This is a genomic window from Streptomyces thermolilacinus SPC6, assembly GCF_000478605.2.
GTDB lineage: Bacteria > Actinomycetota > Actinomycetes > Streptomycetales > Streptomycetaceae > Streptomyces > Streptomyces thermolilacinus.
Genome location: NZ_ASHX02000001.1, coordinates 3894592 through 3911663, shown reverse-complemented (window position 1 = coordinate 3911663; position 17072 = coordinate 3894592). Strand labels below are relative to the sequence as shown.

Below are 17072 nucleotides of genomic sequence, written 5' to 3'. Positions count from 1 at the left end.
ACCCCTACGACCCCTACGACCCCAGGATCGTCGTCAGGAACTCGCCCGTCCACGCCAGCAGTTCGCGGCCCACCACCGGCTTGCCGCCGATCGTGCCGGTCGTGGGGCGCGGCACCAGGATCTGGTGGGCCGGGGCCTTGATGACCGTACGCGGGTACAGCCGCTTCAGGCGCAGCTCCTGCGACTCGCGCAGCTCCACGGGCGCGAAGCGGATGTTGCTGCCCTGCAGGACGATCTCGCCGACCCCGCAGGCCCGCGCCAGCATCCGCAGCCCTGCCACGAGGAGCAGGTTCTCGACCGGCTCGGGAAGCTTGCCGTACCGGTCCGTCAGCTCCTCCCGTACGGCCTTGATGTCCTCCTCCGAGTTGGCGGAGGCGATGGCCCGGTACGCCTGGAGGCGCAGCCGCTCGCCGGGCGCGTAGTCGTGCGGGACGTGCGCGTCGACCGGCAGCTCGATCTTGACCTCCAGCGGCGGCTCCTCCTCCACGCCGCCCTCCAGGGACGCCCGGTAGTCGGCGACGGCCTCGCCCACCATCCGTACGTACAGGTCGAAGCCGACCCCGGCGATGTGGCCGGACTGCTCGCCGCCCAGCAGGTTGCCCGCGCCGCGGATCTCCAGGTCCTTCATGGCGACGTACATGCCCGCGCCCATCTCCGTGTGCTGGGCGATCGTCGCGAGCCGCTCGTGCGCGGTCTCCGTGAGCGGCTTCTCCGGCGGGTACAGGAAGTACGCGTACCCGCGCTCGCGGCCCCGGCCGACGCGGCCGCGCAGCTGGTGCAGCTGCGACAGGCCGAAGTTGTCGCCGCGCTCCACGATCAGGGTGTTGGCGTTGGAGATGTCGATGCCGGACTCGACGATCGTCGTGGAGACGAGCACGTCGAACTTCTTCTCCCAGAAGTCCACGACGACCTGCTCCAGCGCCTGCTCCGACATCTGGCCGTGGGCCGTCGCGATCCGCGCCTCGGGCACGATCTCGCGCAGGCGAGCGGCGGCCCGGTCGATGGACTCGACCCGGTTGTGGATGTAGAACACCTGGCCCTCGCGGAGGAGTTCGCGGCGGATCGCGGCGCCGATCTGCTTCTCCTCGTACGGGCCGACGAAGGTGAGGACCGGGTGCCGCTCCTCGGGCGGGGTGGTGATGGTGGACATCTCGCGGATGCCGGTGACGGCCATCTCCAGGGTGCGAGGGATGGGCGTCGCGGACATCGTCAGCACGTCCACGTTGGCGCGGAGCTTCTTCAGCTGCTCCTTGTGCTCGACGCCGAAGCGCTGCTCCTCGTCCACGATGACCAGGCCCAGGTCCTTGAACTTCGTCTCGGACGAGAACAGCCGGTGCGTGCCGATGACGACGTCGACGGAGCCCTCCCGCAGCCCCTCCAGCGTCGCCTTCGCCTCCGCGTCCGACTGGAAGCGGGAGAGTGCCTTCACGACGACGGGGAACTGCGCGTACCGCTCCGAGAACGTGCCGAAGTGCTGCTGCACGAGGAGCGTCGTCGGGACGAGGACGGCGACCTGCTTGCCGTCCTGCACGGCCTTGAACGCGGCCCGTACGGCGATCTCCGTCTTGCCGTAGCCGACGTCGCCGCAGATCAGCCGGTCCATGGGGACCGACTTCTCCATGTCCTCCTTCACCTCGGCGATGGTGGACAGCTGGTCGGGCGTCTCCGCGTACGGGAAGGCGTCCTCCAGCTCCCGCTGCCACGGCGTGTCCGGGCCGAAGGCGTGGCCGGGCGCCGCCATCCGCGCCGAGTACAGCTTGATCAGGTCGGCGGCGATCTCCTTGACGGCCTTCTTCGCGCGCGCCTTCGTCTTGGTCCAGTCGGCGCCGCCGAGCCGGTGCAGGGTGGGCGCCTCGCCGCCGACGTACTTGGTGACCTGCTCCAGCTGGTCGGTCGGGATGTACAGCCGGTCGCCGGGCTGGCCGCGCTTGGCGGGGGCGTACTCGACGAGCAGGTACTCGCGCGTGGCGCCCTGCACGGTCCGCTGGACCATCTCGATGTACCGGCCGACGCCGTGCTGCTCGTGGACGATGTAGTCGCCCGCCTCCAGGGTGAGCGGGTCGATGGTCTTGCGGCGGCGCGTCGGCATGCGGCGGCCGTCCTTGCCCGCCGCCTTCTGCCCGGTCAGGTCGGTCTCCGTCAGCACGGCGAGCTTCAGCCCCGCGTCGACGAATCCGTGCTCGACCGACCCGCACGCCACGTGCACCACGGACGGGGTGATCTCCTTCAGCTCACCGTCGAGCCGGGCGGCGATGCCCTCGCCGCCGAGCACCTCGACCGTACGGGCCGCGGGGCCGTGCGCCTCCGTCACGTAGACCGTGCGCCAGCCGTCGGCGAGCCAGCCCTTCGTGTCGGCGAGCGCGCGGGCCGTGTCGCCCCGGTACGCCTCCGGGGCGTGCATGCCCAGCTGGATCGTGTCGGCCTCCAGCTCCGCGTCGGGCGCGAACGGCGACACCGTCCACCAGGGGATGCCCAGCTCGCGGGCCCGGTCCCGGACGTCCGCGATGGACCACAGGGACGCGGCGCCCACGTCGATCGGGGCCTCCCCGCCGCCCGCCGTGGCCGCCCACGACGCCTGGAGGAACTCCTGCGAGGTGGCCACCAGGTCGGCGGCCCGGGTCCGTACCCGCTCCGGGTCGCAGACGACGGCCATCGAGCCCTGCGGCAGCACGTCGAGCAGCAGCTCCATGTCGTCCACGAGGACCGGCGCGAGGGACTCCATGCCCTCGACGGCGATCCCTTCCGCGATCTTGCCGAGCAGTTCGCCCAGCTCGGGGTGGGCCTCGGCGAGCGCGGCGGCCCGCTCCCTGACCTGCGCGGTCAGCAGCAGCTCGCGGCAGGGCGGCGCCCACAGGCCGTGCTCCGCGACCTCCAGGGACCGCTGGTCGGCGACCTTGAAGTAGCGGATCTCCTCGACGTCGTCGCCCCAGAACTCGATGCGTACGGGGTGTTCCTCGGTCGGCGGGAAGACGTCCAGGATGCCGCCGCGCACCGCGAACTCGCCGCGCTTCTCCACCAGCTCCACCCGCTGGTACGCGGCGGCCGCGAGGCCCTCCACGATCGCGTCCAGGTCGGCGCTCTGCCCGGTCCTGAGGCTGACGGGCTCCAGGTCGCCGAGGCCCTTGACCTGCGGCTGGAGCACGGAACGCACCGGGGCGACGACCACCTGGACGGGGCCCGCCGCCGGGTCGTCGGGCGAGGGGTGCGCGAGGCGGCGCAGCACGGCCAGGCGCCGCCCGACCGTGTCGCTGCGCGGGGACAGCCGCTCGTGGGGCAGGGTCTCCCAGGACGGGTAGTCCACGACGCGGTCGGGGTCGAGGAGGCTGCGCAGCGCGGCCGCCAGGTCCTCGGCCTCCCGGCCGGTCGCGGTCACCGCGAGCACGGGCCGCCCGGCGTCCCTGGCCAGCGCCGCCACCGCGAAGGGCCGCGCCGCCGGGGGGCCGACCAGATCGACATGGGCCCGGTGCCCGTCGGCGGCGGCCTTGACGGCCTCGGCGAGGGCGGGGTCCTTGACGACGGCGTCGAGCAGACCGTGCAGGCTCATGGAGCTTTCCGTCCCTGGGGTCATGTGGAGGGTGGGCAACACGAAAGACCCGACGCGGAGTACGGGCCGGGTTCTTTCAGCCTACGCCCGAGCACCGACACCCGCGCCGGAACACGGTCGGGGCGCGGGCGGGCTGCGGCACGGGCCATCCGGTCCCTGGACAGGCCGGTGCGCGCGACGGGCGCGTGCGCGGGCGCAGGCAGTCGCCCGGCGGCAGGCAGTCCCCCGAGGACGGGTACGCGCCCGGTGACGGACTGGTACCGGGAGCGGACTGCGCCTTCCGGAGGGGACGGACGCGCGAGCGGAACGCCGTCGACGGCGAGCGGCGGGCGGGCAGGGGCGTGCCGGACGCACACGGGCAGGCACCGGGAGCGGGGACGCCCCGTGGCGGCCCGCAGGGAAGCGGTCGCCACGGGGCGGTGAGGTACACGCGCCGGGCAGCCGGGCCCGGGGCGCGGGCCGGCCGCCCGGGTACCTGGACGGTCAGCGCAGGTGCGGCCCTCGCCCGGGCGGTCAGCCCAGGGCGCGCACGGCGGCGTAGTACTTGTCAGCCGTCTTGAGGCAGGCGGCCTTCGCCTTCTTCCGGCCGGCCGGGGTCAGCGGGTCGGCCCAGAAGCGCGCGTTGCACACCTGCTTCATGTCCTGGAGGAACACGTCGTCGATCCGCTTCTTGTGCTGGCTGCGGAATTTCGACACACCGACGAGGCTCTTGTAGTTCCGGTATCCGAAGTCATGCCGGTGGCACGGAAACGTGAAATCGTACCCGCCCGGAATCTTCTCCGGGGCCTTGGAACAGCCGTCGGTGGACCAGTTGAACTTGTACGGGTTCTTTCCCTTCCGGTACTGGCCGAGGCCGGCGAACCAGGCGTCGAGGGAGGTCTGTCCCTTGACGGTCAGCTTGCCCAGCCGCTTGATGCGGTCGGCCTTGCTCGCCATGGGGGTCACGCCCGCCATGGCCGCGGTCGGCCCGGTCACGGCCTTCCCGCTCACCGGCGTCGCGGCGACGGCCGGGGCCATCGACGTGAAGCCGATGACACCCGCGAGCACAGCGCCACCGAAGGCGCTTCGCGCTTTATTCACTTGAACTCTTCCCCGTGCACAATCGTGTGACGGCCGCATTCCCCTGCGGCCGGGAAGAACACTACGACAGAGAGCCGCACCAGTAAAGCGAAATGTAAAAGCTCGCCGCGCACACGGGGAAGCTCAGGAAAACCTCAAGGAATAAGGAATTCCGCGCGGGATGAACGGGATATACGGGACCGCCTCTCCGCCGGGTCCCCACCCCCGTGAGGGACCCCGCGAAGAAACGGCCCTCCCTGAGTACCAGCCGGCCCCTCAGCCCCCCAACAGGTTTTCGCCCCGGGGCGGCGGCAGCGGCACGAGCGTCAGCGCGCGGGCCCTCCAGGAGGCGTCCACGTAGACGCCGGCGAGCGGGTACCAGCCGCCCCGGTCGGGCGGCCCGGTGACGGTGGCGACCTTCATGCGGGCGGTGTCGATGACCCGGGCGCCGGGCGCGAGCGGCGCGGCGCTCACCGTACGGCTCCGGCGCCCCCGGAGCCGTACCGGAGGACCATCCGAGCACCCGTGGCAAGCAGCCGCAGGTTCGCGGCGGGGTCGTGCACGGCGTCCTCGGCGACGGCCCGCGCGTGCGCGACCCCTCGCACGGCGATGCCCCGCTCCCGCCCGTCGGCCAGCCCTCGCGCCCGTGCCTCGGCATGCCCGGCACAGCCCCGGATGTACCCCCGCAGCCGCTCCCGCACCGCGTCGGCCAGGTCCCCGGTGGGTCGTACGGAGGCGAGCAGGAGCGCGAGCTTCACGTCCTCGCCGATCTGGCGGGCGCTCGGCGGTGGAGGCGCGTCCGGCGCGTGAGAGACCTGTGTGTTCGTCATGTGCGTCCCCGGTGGAGTAGGCGTGCGGAACCGGCAGGGGGCGGCGCTTCCGGCCATCACCCCGTGCGGCTGACATTCATCCAACGCGGGTACCGCCCCAAGGAGAACCGGGCACGCTGGAGGTCCGGTTGAACGGGTTGAACGCTCGGGGGTTCGACGATGGCGGCACGGACACGCACACCCAACGAGGCGCTGGCGCGGCTGATGGCCGAGGCCGGCATCGGCAACGAACAGCTCGCCCGCAAGGTGAACGCGGCAGGCACGGAACTCGGGCTGCGGCTGCGATACGACAAGTCCGCCGTCTCCCACTGGCTGAAGGGAAGCGTGCCGAAGGCGGAGGCGCGCCCCGCCGTGGCTGAGGCGCTGGGGCGACTGCTGGGCCGCCCGGTCACGAGTGCCGAACTGGGCTGGGGCGCGAGCGCGTGGCCCGGCACGGAACCCGATGTCGCGACGGGGGTGATGGAGCTGAGCCTGGCCGACATGGACCCGTCACGGCGGGGTGTGCTGGGGGCCGGGTTGTACAGCGCGACGTTGCTGGTGCCGGGGTTCCGGGAGCTGGTGGGGCGGGCCGACGCGGTACGGGCGGGGCGGGCCGTGCGGATCGGGGGCGGTGACGTGGTGACCGTACGGCGTATGACGGACAAGGTCGCGGAGATCCTGGACGAGATCGGCGCCGGGCACGCCCGTCCCATGGCCGCCGCGTTCCTGGCGAACACGGTCGGCCCGTACCTGAAGGCGTCCGGCCCCGAGCGCGTACGGCGCGACATGCGCGCCGCGGCGGCCGACCTGGTCTACCTGACCGGTTGGATGGCCATGTACGAGGAGCGGCAGGGCCTCGGGCAGCGGTACTACGTCAAGGCGCTGCGGCTGGCAGGCGAGGCGGAGGACCATGTCACGTACTGCCGGACCCTGCGCGGCATGAGCCTCCAGGCGTCGCACCTCGGGTACGGGCCGAAGGCGCTGGAACTGGCCGACGGGGCCGCCGCCGCGGCGCCTTCGGCGGGGCCGCGGCTCGTGGCCTTCCTGCGCGGCCAGCAGGCGCACGCCTCCGCGATGGTGGGCGACCGGCGTGGCGCGCTGGCCCGGCTGGGCGAGACGGAGGCCGCGCTGGCGAGGGCGGACAACCGGCGGGACGCGGTCGGCGGCTACGACGAGGCGGCGTACTTCTTCCACGAGGCGCACGTCAGGTGGTGCCTGGGCGACGGGGAGGGCTCGGTCAGGAGCCTGCGCCGCTCCAACGCGGCCCGCGCCGGGGAGGAGCGGGAGGGGCGGCTGCACTGCCTGGGCGTGATCGCGGAGCGGCAGTTCCGGATGCGGCACGTGGAGGCGGCGTGCGGGACATGGCACACGTTCCTGGACGCGTACCTGGGCCTGTCCTCGGCCCGTGGCGACGCCCATCTGGCGACGCTCCTGCGGGCCCTGCCCCCGTACCGCGCGCTGCCCGCCGCCCGCCACCTGGAGGAACGCGCCCGCGATGTGGCCGCGCTGAAGGCGGCGTGAGTGCGCGGGCATTGGATCAGCACCCGGCGCGTACGAGGTCCACGACCTCGTGCAGGGAGCCGACCGAGTAGTCCGCCGCCGCCCTCACCTCGGGGTCGTCGGCCCAGTAGTGGCCCCACGGGCCCCGGCGGAGGTGCGCGGTCCGAAGGCCGCACGCCGAGGCCGGGTACACGTCCCTGAAGGGGTGGTCCCCCACGTACAACGTCTCCTCCGGCAGGACCCCGGCGGCCTGGACGACCCGGGCGAAGAACTCCGGCGACGGCTTGGCGCAGCCCCATTCGCCGCTGGTCGCGAGGGCGTCGGCGGGCAGGTCGAGGTCCCGCAGCAGGGCGCCCGCCTTCGGCGTCTGGTTGCCGGCGACGACGACGCGGACCCCGGCATCCCGGAGCGCGGCGAGGGCGGGGCGCACGTCTTCGTACAGGTCGCCCTCGTCGAGTCGCTCCCCGCACCCGGCGGCCTCACGCGCCCGGTACTCGGCTCCGACATCGAGGCCCGGCCGCAGCAGCCGCAGCGCGTCGGTGTTGTGCCGCCCCTGCGCCACGACCGCACCCACCAGCGCGGACAGCGTGTGGCGCGGAACCCCGAGCCAGTCGGCCCAGCCGCCCCAGTACCGGTCGTCGCGTACGAGGGTCTCCCCGATGTCGAGCGCTACCACACGGATCATCCGGCCAGCCTACGTACCCGATGCGGCGCCGTGCTGCGGAACGCGCCACGGGCGCCCCGCACCGTCCGCAGGCTCCGGCGTGTCTGACGAGTTCGGCGCGGCATGCGCGAGGTGAGGGCGCGACATGCTGCGGAGCGGGGGTGCACCTGCTCCGGCAGGCACGGAACGCCGATGCGCAGCTCCCGGCCCACAACGCGCCGTAAACCGGCCACCCTTGGCCCACCAAGCGAATCATGGCTACGTTGCCGTGATAGGCACGTGACACACAGCGACGACACCGATCGGCAACCGGGGGCGGGGCTCATGGCATGGGGCGACTGGGAACAGGCGAAGCAGGACGCGGCGACGCGCATGAGGCTCAACCAACTGCCGCCGGACGCGCGCGGACCGGCGGTGGACGCGGACCTCGTCGTCCACGACCGCGTCCTGGGCAGCCTCGGTGACATGGCGAGGGACCTTCGTGAGGCGGTGTCCCGCGACGGCGATCACGCCCGCGCGGCCACCGCCGAGGCCGCGTCCGAGCTGGCCGCCGACGGCCTCGGCATGGGCGGGGCCATGCGCGCGGTACACGACGCGTGGGCCACGAAGCTGGCCACGCTGAAGGACGCGTGCGCGCACATCTCCAACCACCTCGACTACTCACGGTCCGCCCACGCCAAGGACGAGCAGAAGATCGTGGCCGACTTCTCCGTGTCCCGCGTCTGGAACGCGATCAAGTAGGGGGAGGGGCGACACATCATGGTGACCTTGCGGCAACTTCAGGACTTACGCCTCGGCAAGCTCGGCACGGCGGTCGACCACTGGGAACAGATGGTCCGCAAGCTCACGTCTCTCGCGCAGGGCGGCGACGGCGGACCGAACGCGGCCGACTTCGCCGCCAAGGCGCAGACCGCCGACTGGAAGGGCGACAACGCAGCCGTCACGAAGGCGTTCACCACGAAGACCGCCCAGCAGTTCACCGACATCCTCACCGAGGCCCGCAGCATCCACGCCGTGCTGCGCGACGCGCACACGGCGTTGGCGGGGCACCAGCGGGCGCTCAGAGCCGCCGTCGACCGCTGGCGCGGGGAGAACATCGCCTTCGACGGTCAGGGCCGAGCGCACCGGGTCGTCCGGCACGCCGACAACTCGACCCCCGACGAGGCGGTGGCCCCCGAGCGCCTCCAGGCTGCCGCGACTGAGATCGCCTCCATCGTGGAGGCCGCGTCCGAGACCGATCGGATCGCGAGCCGTGCGCTGCACCGCCACGCCAAGAGCACCCACGACTTCGACGAGACGGGCTATCGCGGCCTCAAGGACGCCGACAGAGTGCAGGGCCTCGCCGACCTGAACGCCGCTCTGCAGCTCGCCGCCAAGGGCCCCGACATGACGGACGCCGAGCTCAAGCGGTTCAACACGCTGATGCGCCAGCACCGGGACAACCCGGCTTTCGCGGAGAACTTCGCCACCCGCCTCAACGCCACGGGCACCCTGGAGCTGTGGCGCGAACTCGCAGGCGGTCCGCATCAAGGGCCCCGCCCGGGCAACCTGCGCGCCGAACTCCTGGCGGACACCCAGAAGTTCCTCGGAACCACCCTGGCCACCGCCAGCCACGGCACCTCACCCGCGATCACGAAGTGGAAGAGCGGCATCATCGCCGCGGGCGACGACCGCATCGGCGGCTGCGGCCCCTACGGCTTCCAGGTGACCAGCGCCCTGATGCGCCACGGCACCTGGGACGCGGGCTTCCTCACCTCGTACGGCACCAAGCTGATCGAGTTCGAGCGTTCTGATCCCGGGTACGGCGGCACGAAGAACCTGTGGAGCCTTTCTCCGCAACAGCAGCTCGACTATCCGAGGAACACCTCCCCGCTCACCGCGGGCGACCCGATGCACGGGTTCCTTCAGGCGCTGAGCCACAACCCGGAGGCTTCCCTGCAGTTCTTCGGCGGGAGGAACGGCGGCTCGCATGGGCTTCAAATGGTCGACAATCTCGGCTACCTGATCGGCGATCCGGGGTCCGACGCCCGCGTCTGGCCGACGGACTTCGACGGCAGGACTCCCGGCTACGCGCACCTGGGCAGCGCCCTGGAATCGGCGACACTGGGCTACCCCTCCGACGCCGTCAACCCGCAGCCACCGGCTCTGGGCTCACGTCAGCAGATCGAGGATCGCGCCGACCGCCTCGCTCTGATGGCGAGACTGGTGGGTCACTACGAATCCACCGACGTCATCGACCAGCAGGACGGCATCCGCCCCAGCCTCGCGCGCATGGCGGCAGGACACATCGACAGCCTGAACTATTCCGTCGACGATTTCGGCGGGAGCGGCGACCACACGGGACGGGACCGCCTGTACGGGCTGGACCGCTACCGGCTCGCGGACTTCGGCCGTGGTGACAGCGCCGCCTTCCTCCGCGCGCTCGCCTCGGACCAGGACGCCTTCGAGACGGTGTCCGCCGCTCAGCAGCTCTACGGCACGAGCATGATGGCGACGACTGGGCACCCGGCGGACGCCCAGAGCATCGGCACGCACAGCGTCTACATGCACGGGGTGTTGGACGAGGCCCGGTCGGAATCCATCGGCAAGGAGTTCGCGGACGACGCCACCCAACGAAATCTTGAACTTCAGAAGCAGGCAGCCTGGCGCCAGTACGTCACCTCGGCTGTCGTCGGAGCCGGTGTCGGAGTGGGTACCGCCCTCGTCACAGGTACCGGTGTCGGCGCCCTTCTCATCCCCGTCGCGATCGAGACCGCGGGCGGCGCCGTGGAGACACATGTGCAGACGCAGATGATGGACTGGCTCGAAGCGAACAAGTACGACAACACCGCTGAAGCCGTCGCCGGCCTGGATGACGCGCGTGCGGCTGGTGAGAGGCGGGCGATGATCCCGCTCCTGGCGTGGGCCGAGTCACAAGGGCTTTCCGAACAGCAGGTGAGAGACATGCGTGACGACGCTGAGAGCAGGTACGGCGCCGGCCGGAATCTCAGCGACACCGACGACAGGCGGGGCCACTGACATGCGACGCAAGCTGCTGCCCCTGGCGTTGCTGGCCGCGTGTCTCAGCGGCTGTGCGGAACGCCCACGACACGAGACGCCGACCGACGACCGCGCAAGATGCGAGAAGGCTCTGCCGGATTCCGCGATCACCTGGCTCAGCGGTCGTACACACGGCGGCACATTGGGCTTCATGGCGTCCTACGACTTCACCGAAGCGCGCGACCTGCTCCTCGACGACTTCCGGGCCTGGGGTCCGCAGACACCGTACGGAAACGGCACCCAGTCCGTGCGGGTGTGCTCCATCAGCGGTCCGGCGAACACGGCGCGGTACCGGCTCGCGTACGAAGTCTCCAAGGACAGACTCGGCGCGGTCAGGCCCCCGGGGCGGGGCTCCATGGTGCGGGTGAACGACGACATCGTTCTGACCTCGTCGTGGCGGCCCCCCGTCGAGGGGCTTCCCGGCGCGGTCGGCCGCGGCACGTACGCGGTACACGTGGCGTGCCGGATACCGGAAGCCGATCCAGGACAACTGGACGGCGCGCCGCTCAAAGGCGAGTTGGAGGACAGCCTCACCAACGAAAGCAGCGCTCGTGTCCACTACACCCACCTGCTCCACTCCGCGCGGGTCATGGTGAAGGCCCTCGGGTGTACGAACAAGCCTGTGGTGCCCGCTCAGCCGCCCGCGGCCGTGAAGTGACGCGGCGGCCCCGGGCACGTGACATGCCGGGGCCGCCGTCGGTTACAGCAGGCCGTCCCACATCTGTTCCAGGAGGACCGACCACCAGCTCTCCGGGGAGGCCAGGGCCGCGGGGTCCAGCATGGCGAGCTGGGCCTGGAAGTCGACCGTCCAGCGGCCCGCCTGCTCGGGCGTCAGGCCGAAGCGCAGGCGCCACATACGGCCCAGCAGCGCCAGGCAGCGGGTGAACTCCGGCAGGCCCGTGTTCACGAACTGCGGGGCCACCGACTGGCCGCCCGGGCCCGCCTCGACCGGGACCGCGACGATGTGCGCCGTGCCGTACTGGACGCAGATCGCCCGGCCGAAGTCGGAGCCGAGCACCAGGTACGAGCCCGCGTCCGGCGCCGGCTGGACCTGGCGCTGCATGGCCAGTTCGGCCAGCGTCGGGACGACCGGCTGCGCGGGCTGCGCCCAGAAGAACGGCCCGAAGTCCGCGGGCAGGCCCGCCCACACGAGGGTGCGGGCGACCAGTTCCGGTACGCCCTGGCGGGACACCGCCCGCTGGTCGAACCGGCAGATGCCGTGCGGCCCGAACGCCCCCGCCAGTTCCTGCGCGATGCCCTCCGGCGGGATCGGCGGCGCGGGCGCCACCTGCGGCAGCGGAGCCCGTACCGGCGCGGGGCGCGCGGGGCCGTCCGCCACCTGGTGCAGTTCGCCCTGGTGCGCGATCAGCTGGCGCATGCCCTGCTGGCGGCTCGCGTGGTCACGCCCGTACGGCGCGATCGACGTGATGCGCGCCTGCGGCCACGTCTCGCGGATCATCCGGGCGCAGTACCCGCCGGGCAGCTCGCACGACGCCAGCTCCGTGTGCAGCTCCAGCACCTGCTGCGGCGGCACGTTCATGGCGCGCAGCTCGTGCAGGATCTGCCACTCCGGGTGCGGGGTGCCCGGCGCGGAACGCCGGATGATCTGCGCCTCCGAACCGTCCGGCGCCCGGTAGCGCAGCACCACCTGGTAGCCGGGCCCGACCGTCGGCAGGCCGCCGGGCTGGTGCGGGTACCCGTACGCGGGTACGCCGGGGGGCGGTACGGCTCCGGGATGCGGCATCGCCCCGGGCGGCGTCGCACCAGGCGGCGGCACGGCTCCGGGCGGCGGCGTCGCCCCGTGAGGCGGTACGGCTCCGGGCGTGCCCGGCATGCCCGGTGCTCCCGGCGGGCCGGGGGGCGCGGGCGGGCCGCCAGGACCCGGGTGGGCCAGCATCGTCGCCGCGTGGTGCACCCCGCCGGGAGGCGTCCCGCCGGGCGCACCGGGCGGAGGCGGCGGCGCGGGCACCCCGGCGCCCGGCGCACCGGGCGGGCCGGGCGGCGCCGGGGGGCCACCCGGACCCGGGTGGGCGAGCATCGTCTGCGCCATGTCCACACTGCCGCCGCCACCCGGCGGCAGTGTCGAACCAGGCCCACCAGGCGCTCCGGGAGGTCCCGGAGGTCCGGGCGGGCCCGGGGGCGGCGGCACACCGGGGCCGCCCGGCCCCGGCTGGGCCAGCATCGTCTGCGCCATGTCCACGCTCCCGCTGCCACCCGGCGGCGGCGTCGAACCGGGAGGCGCGGGCGGACCGGGCGGCTTCGGCCCGTCGGGGCCGAGCTGCGCGACCAGCTGCGTCGGTACGTACCCGCCCGCGGGCGCGCCGGGCGCACCCGGGCCGGACGCGGGCGCGGGCGGCGGGGTCGGCGTACCGGCGGGCGGGCGCGCACCCGGCGTACCCGGAGCGCCCGGCGGCGGCGGGGTCGTCGAACCGCCCCCGCGCGGACCGCTCCCGGGCGCGCGCGGCGGCAGGGTCGCCTTCGCCGTGGCCGCGTCGGCGATGTCGGCGGCGTCCACGTCGATGGCGGGCGCGATGGCCGTACGCGGAAGCTGGCTGCCGCCCTGGATCAGCGCGGTCGGCGCGTCGGCGGGCACCGCGGGCGGCGGCGTGTCGTCGTCGTCCGAACCCGACAGGGGCGGCGCGAACACGGTCGCCGGGAGCGGCACGGAGACGTCGTCGGCCGCGTCGGCGGAGGCGCTCGTGTCGTTCCAGGCGGAGGGGGGCGGGGTGGCGTGCGCGGTGGACGGCGGCGTGACGGGCACACCGTCCTGCGCGGTCGGCTCGTGGTCCGGGGCGGAATCCTGGGCGGAGTCCGGGACGGAATCCGGGGCGGAGTCCTGTACGGGTGCCGGGGCGGAGTCCTGTACGGCGTCCCTGGGGGCGGGAACCGTACCGCCGGCCGGGGCGCCGTCGCCGGTCCCGGTGCCGCCGGGCGCGGGTACCGCGAACGGCACGGCGTCACGCGGCTCGGCGTCCCCGTCCCGCGGCTCGGCGTCCCGCGCGGGCGTGCCGCCCGGGACGGCGTCCTCCTGTACGGCCCCGTCGGCCGGGGCCGCTTCGCGCGGGCCCGTGTCCGGATCGGGCTGCGCGGGCGGCGCGAACGGCGGCGGTGTCGCGCCCTCCGCGGGCGCACCCCCCGACGAGCCCGCGCCCGCGTCGGCACCGGCTGAGGCACCCGTACCGGAACCGTCGCCCGCCCCCGGCCGCCCCTCGTCGCCGCGGCGGTCCGGGATGCCCATGCGGTCGGCGGCGTCCTGGAGCCACTCGGGCGGGGTCAGCAGGAACGACGTCTGGTTCAGGTCGATGCGCTCCGGCTCGCGGGGCGGCGGGGCCTGGGCCCCGGCGGCGGTGCCGTACTCCTCCTCGTACCGCCGGATCACCTCGCCGACCGGCAGCGAAGGCCACAGCGTCGCCTCCCCGCTGTCGCGGGCGATGACCAGCCGCTGGCCGCCGCCGTCCGACGACGGGCCGTCGGGGCGGTCCTCCGCCCAGGCGACGAAGCCCAGCTCGAACTCCCGCACCCGCACCTCGCGGTGCTGGTACGGCGGCACATCGCCGTTGATCCACTCCTCGGCGCGCTCCTGCGCCTGCGCGAACGTCACCATCGGACCGTCACCCGTCACCCTTCACCCGTGACGGGGACGGCGCGCGCGAAGCCGCCGTCCACCATCAGGTTCGCCACCGTCTCCAGCTCCGGCGGGCTGCCCGCCAGTCGCCGCAGGAACTCGTCGAAGTCATCGCCGCACGGCAGCAGCAGCCGCTCCATGCGCTCCTCGATCGCCGACCCGTCGCCGTCCCGCGCGTCGTCGTACGGGCAGAACCACACCGAGCCCGCCCCGGCGCCGCGCACCTTCACCGCGACCAGGCCGCCCTGGACGAACGCGACGCCCAGGTAGTCCTTGGTCAGGTGGTCGCGCAGGCACTTGTTGACGTACACGAGGTCGTTGAGGCCCGCCTCGTCACGGACCGTGAAGAACGGCTGGTCGACCAGCAGTCCCAGCTCCGCGTCGAGGGCCACGCCGACGGGGGCGCAGCCGCCCGCCGCCTTGAGGAAGGAGCGGTACGCGCCGGGCAGCCGGTAGCCGAGGTCCTCCTCGACGCCCTGGAGCTGCGTCTCCGTCACCGACACGGCGCCGCGCGGCAGTCCGAAGTGGGCGGGGCGGGTCTCCTGGAGGGGCCGCGTGCCGCGCTTGCCCTGGTCGACGGCCGCCGTGGTGAGCCCGCCGTGGTGCCGCAGCAGGGCCTTCACCTCGACGGGGACCAGTTCCATGCGGCGGGTGCGCGGGACGTGGTGCCAGGTCCAGCCGTGCGGGGTCGCCACGGCGGGGAGCGTCTCCCACAGGGGGTGTCCGTCGGCCTTGAGCGCGGCGTTCGCGGAGACGTAGTCCGTCAGCCGCAGCTCGTCCACGCCGAAGCCCTCGGGGGGTTCGGCGATCTCCGCGGCGGCGCGCGCGTACGGGGAGAAGTCCGGGAAGCCGTCGGCGTCCACCCGCACCCCTCTAGGGTGGCGGGCGGCCCGGACGGGGTCCGGGAAGTGCACGACCTGCCCGGCGTATGCCGCGTTCGGCGGCGCGGCTTGATGCCCGAGCCGACCTGTCGTCATGGCGGTTGCCCCCTGGCTGCTGCTGGCTGGTTCAGCACAGCCTATGCGGTGGGTCCAGAGGGCGGACCCGACCTCCGCGGCGGTCACGAAGCGTCACGTGCGGGTGACCGATCAGCGATGCCGCGACACACCGATGAGCCGATTCAGCGACCTCGTTTCCCATCTCCTCACCCATTTGGCAGTCTGTCCACGCAACTGGGGGGATTGCACAGAGGGGAAACAGTACGCACCATGCACACAGCGCAACCAGGAACGCCACCCGCCGCCCACACAACCGGGCCCGGCGGCGGGGACCCGCGCCTCTCGTGGAGCGCCGCCGCCCCGGACCGCGCGCCCGTGCTGCGCCACCGCCGGGACGGCATCCTGCCGACGGTCGGCGCGGCGCTGTCGGTGCGCGGCGAGACCCTCACGTGCACGGCGGCGCGCGGCAACCAGCCGCCCGTGCTGCACCCCCTCGTACAGGACTTCCTGGACACGCTCACCAGCGGGCAGCGGGAACGGTTCACCGGGCGCTGCCCCGAGGCGATCCTGCTGTCGCGGCATCTGACGGCCGCGGAGAACAGCCGGTCCAAGCGGGCCCGGCGCAAGCCGCTGACGGCCGGTGAGGCCAAGCGGTCGCTGAAGAACGCGAAGATCACGGCCCGGCGCATCCGGGAGGACGGCGACCCGCTGCACGGCAGCTACGCCGCGCCGTGCCGGTCCTGCGCGGCGCTCCTCGCGCACTTCGGTGTACGTTCCGTCGATCCGACCTCGTCCCACCAGAACGGCTGACCGCACACGCCATGCCCGACCTCAACACCACCCGTTTCCCCGTCGCCGTGGACGCCGCCCTGCGGGAGGCGGGCTGGCAGCCGGGCCGCTGGGACATACAGCGCGCCGAGCAGTGGGCCGACACGCTGCGGTCCCATGTGTCCCCGGCGGGGCACCGGCACAGCGTGTTCCCCGCGGCGGTGGAGGCGTGGGCCGAGTTCGGGGGGCTGCGGATCGTACCGCCCGGTCAGGGGCGGCAGGTCGCGCCCAGCCCGCTGCTGCTGGACCCGCTGGCGGGGCTGCACCTGGCGCGGAGCCTGTCGGACCTGGGGCGGGCGCTGGAGACGGAGCTGGCGCCGCTGGGCGTCGAGGGGGATGAGCGGGGGGTGCTCGCGATCGACCTGGAAGGGCGGGTGTACGGGCTGGATCATGCGGGGGACTGGTACTTGGGGGTGGACATCGATCACGCGCTGTCGGCGCTCATCACCGGCGCCCACCCCACGCGCCTCACCAACCCCTGAGGGCCGAGCCCCTGCGGCCCGGGCCCGCCCGGTGCGGGGCCACCATGCTTGAGCGCCCTCCCCGCCACCGCCTGACGCCCGCCGCCCCTGAATGCGGGGTGCCCCCGCTGGTCCGTCCCGCCTTGCGGGGCGCACTGCGCTGCGGGCGTTCCGCTGTGGGCACGCGTTCCGCCGGGCGGAACGGGTGGGCACAGCGGACTTGCCGGGTGCCGGTCCCAGCGCCTGCCGCGCAGGTGCGCAACCTCCCGGGCGGGGTACCCCGTTGTGCCCACCCGTCCCGCCCCTGGCGGGCCAGCTGCCCACAACTGGTTGTGTGTTGCCGCCGCCCTCAAGGGACAGCGGTCAGCAGCGGTGGCCCCGCACGGGGCGGGCCCGGCCCGCAGGGCGCACCGCTCGGATGTGCTGGGCCCGCATGGCGTGGGCTGGGCCCGCAGGGTGGGGGCGCTCCGGCGGCGGTCCCGCCGAGGGGCTGAGGTCCTGGACCGGCCGGACCCGCACGGGGACGGGAGCCGCGGGGGGTGGGACCCGGGCCGGCGGGGGCGCCCGCAACAGGAGGCATCACGCACCAGCGGCACCCCGACACG

General features: G+C 73.5%; 13 protein-coding genes. 6 read left to right on the top strand and 7 right to left on the bottom strand.

Going from position 1 to position 17072, the window contains the following annotated elements:
• Positions 1 to 13: 13 nt before the first annotated feature.
• The 4 genes from mfd to J116_RS16990 form a co-directional block, all read right to left on the bottom strand.
• The gene (gene mfd / locus J116_RS17005) at positions 14 to 3544 is read right to left on the bottom strand and encodes a transcription-repair coupling factor (protein WP_023588278.1); all 3531 of its coding nucleotides are present in this window, start codon (positions 3542 to 3544) and stop codon (positions 14 to 16) included.
• Between the two features lie 513 nt (positions 3545 to 4057).
• Positions 4058 to 4624: a phospholipase gene (locus J116_RS17000; RefSeq protein WP_161492124.1), complete on the bottom strand. Its 567-nt coding sequence runs from the start codon at positions 4622 to 4624 to the stop codon at positions 4058 to 4060.
• 255 nt (positions 4625 to 4879) lie between these two features.
• On the bottom strand, positions 4880 to 5077 hold the full coding sequence (locus J116_RS16995; protein ID WP_023588276.1) for a hypothetical protein: 198 nt from the start codon (positions 5075 to 5077) through the stop codon (positions 4880 to 4882).
• The gene (locus J116_RS16990) at positions 5074 to 5433 is read right to left on the bottom strand and encodes a hypothetical protein (protein ID WP_023588275.1); all 360 of its coding nucleotides are present in this window, start codon (positions 5431 to 5433) and stop codon (positions 5074 to 5076) included. The genes J116_RS16995 and J116_RS16990 overlap by 4 nt, the downstream gene beginning before the upstream one ends.
• 159 nt (positions 5434 to 5592) lie before the next feature.
• On the opposite strand from J116_RS16990, the gene J116_RS16985 reads away from it, so the two are divergent.
• Positions 5593 to 6933: a hypothetical protein gene (locus J116_RS16985; protein ID WP_023588274.1), complete on the top strand. Its 1341-nt coding sequence runs from the start codon at positions 5593 to 5595 to the stop codon at positions 6931 to 6933.
• Between the two features lie 16 nt (positions 6934 to 6949).
• On the opposite strand, the gene J116_RS16980 is transcribed toward J116_RS16985, so the two are convergent.
• Positions 6950 to 7597, bottom strand: a complete 648-nt coding sequence (locus J116_RS16980) for an HAD family hydrolase (RefSeq protein WP_023588273.1) — start codon at positions 7595 to 7597, stop codon at positions 6950 to 6952.
• A 303-nt stretch (positions 7598 to 7900) separates the two neighbouring features.
• Here J116_RS16980 and J116_RS16975 point away from each other — a divergent pair, with 303 nt between their 5' ends.
• From J116_RS16975 to J116_RS16965, 3 genes are all read left to right on the top strand, one after another.
• On the top strand, positions 7901 to 8317 hold the full coding sequence (locus tag J116_RS16975; RefSeq protein WP_023588272.1) for a hypothetical protein: 417 nt from the start codon (positions 7901 to 7903) through the stop codon (positions 8315 to 8317).
• A gap of 18 nt (positions 8318 to 8335) precedes the next feature.
• The gene (locus tag J116_RS16970; protein ID WP_023588271.1) at positions 8336 to 10594 is read left to right on the top strand and encodes a hypothetical protein; all 2259 of its coding nucleotides are present in this window, start codon (positions 8336 to 8338) and stop codon (positions 10592 to 10594) included.
• 172 nt (positions 10595 to 10766) lie between these two features.
• A complete protein-coding gene (locus tag J116_RS16965) occupies positions 10767 to 11273 on the top strand; it encodes a hypothetical protein (RefSeq protein WP_028964158.1) in 507 nt (168 codons plus the stop codon).
• Between the two features lie 42 nt (positions 11274 to 11315).
• Here the strand turns inward: J116_RS16965 and J116_RS16960 are convergent, their stop codons facing one another.
• Entirely contained in the window at positions 11316 to 14219 is a 2904-nt protein-coding gene (locus tag J116_RS16960; protein ID WP_023588269.1) for an SUKH-4 family immunity protein, read from the bottom strand.
• Positions 14220 to 14233: 14 nt separating this feature from the next.
• On the bottom strand, positions 14234 to 15217 hold the full coding sequence (locus tag J116_RS16955) for an HNH endonuclease (RefSeq protein ID WP_023588268.1): 984 nt from the start codon (positions 15215 to 15217) through the stop codon (positions 14234 to 14236).
• Between the two features lie 231 nt (positions 15218 to 15448).
• Between J116_RS16955 and J116_RS16950 the strand changes: the two genes are divergently transcribed.
• Positions 15449 to 15988 carry a YwqJ-related putative deaminase gene (locus J116_RS16950; protein WP_023588267.1) on the top strand — a complete coding sequence of 180 codons (540 nt, stop codon included), beginning with the start codon at positions 15449 to 15451 and terminating at the stop codon, positions 15986 to 15988.
• A gap of 11 nt (positions 15989 to 15999) precedes the next feature.
• Positions 16000 to 16488, top strand: coding sequence for an SUKH-3 domain-containing protein (locus tag J116_RS16945; protein WP_023588266.1), 489 nt, complete (start codon positions 16000 to 16002; stop codon positions 16486 to 16488).
• The last annotated feature ends 584 nt before the right edge of the window (positions 16489 to 17072 follow it).

Bases quoted from the DNA above. Each gene is read 5' to 3' on its own strand.
- mfd (WP_023588278.1), bottom strand. From the start codon at position 3,544: ATGAGCCTGCACGGTCTGCTCGACGCCGTCGTCAAGGACCCCGCCCTC.
- J116_RS16990 (WP_023588275.1), bottom strand. From the start codon at position 5,433: ATGACGAACACACAGGTCTCTCACGCGCCGGACGCGCCTCCACCGCCG.
- J116_RS16985 (WP_023588274.1), top strand. From the start codon at position 5,593: ATGGCGGCACGGACACGCACACCCAACGAGGCGCTGGCGCGGCTGATG.
- J116_RS16980 (WP_023588273.1), bottom strand. From the start codon at position 7,597: ATGATCCGTGTGGTAGCGCTCGACATCGGGGAGACCCTCGTACGCGAC.
- J116_RS16975 (WP_023588272.1), top strand. From the start codon at position 7,901: ATGGCATGGGGCGACTGGGAACAGGCGAAGCAGGACGCGGCGACGCGC.
- J116_RS16970 (WP_023588271.1), top strand. From the start codon at position 8,336: ATGGTGACCTTGCGGCAACTTCAGGACTTACGCCTCGGCAAGCTCGGC.
- J116_RS16965 (WP_028964158.1), top strand. From the start codon at position 10,767: ATGGCGTCCTACGACTTCACCGAAGCGCGCGACCTGCTCCTCGACGAC.
- J116_RS16960 (WP_023588269.1), bottom strand. From the start codon at position 14,219: ATGGTGACGTTCGCGCAGGCGCAGGAGCGCGCCGAGGAGTGGATCAAC.
- J116_RS16955 (WP_023588268.1), bottom strand. From the start codon at position 15,217: ATGACGACAGGTCGGCTCGGGCATCAAGCCGCGCCGCCGAACGCGGCA.
- J116_RS16950 (WP_023588267.1), top strand. From the start codon at position 15,449: ATGCACACAGCGCAACCAGGAACGCCACCCGCCGCCCACACAACCGGG.
- J116_RS16945 (WP_023588266.1), top strand. From the start codon at position 16,000: ATGCCCGACCTCAACACCACCCGTTTCCCCGTCGCCGTGGACGCCGCC.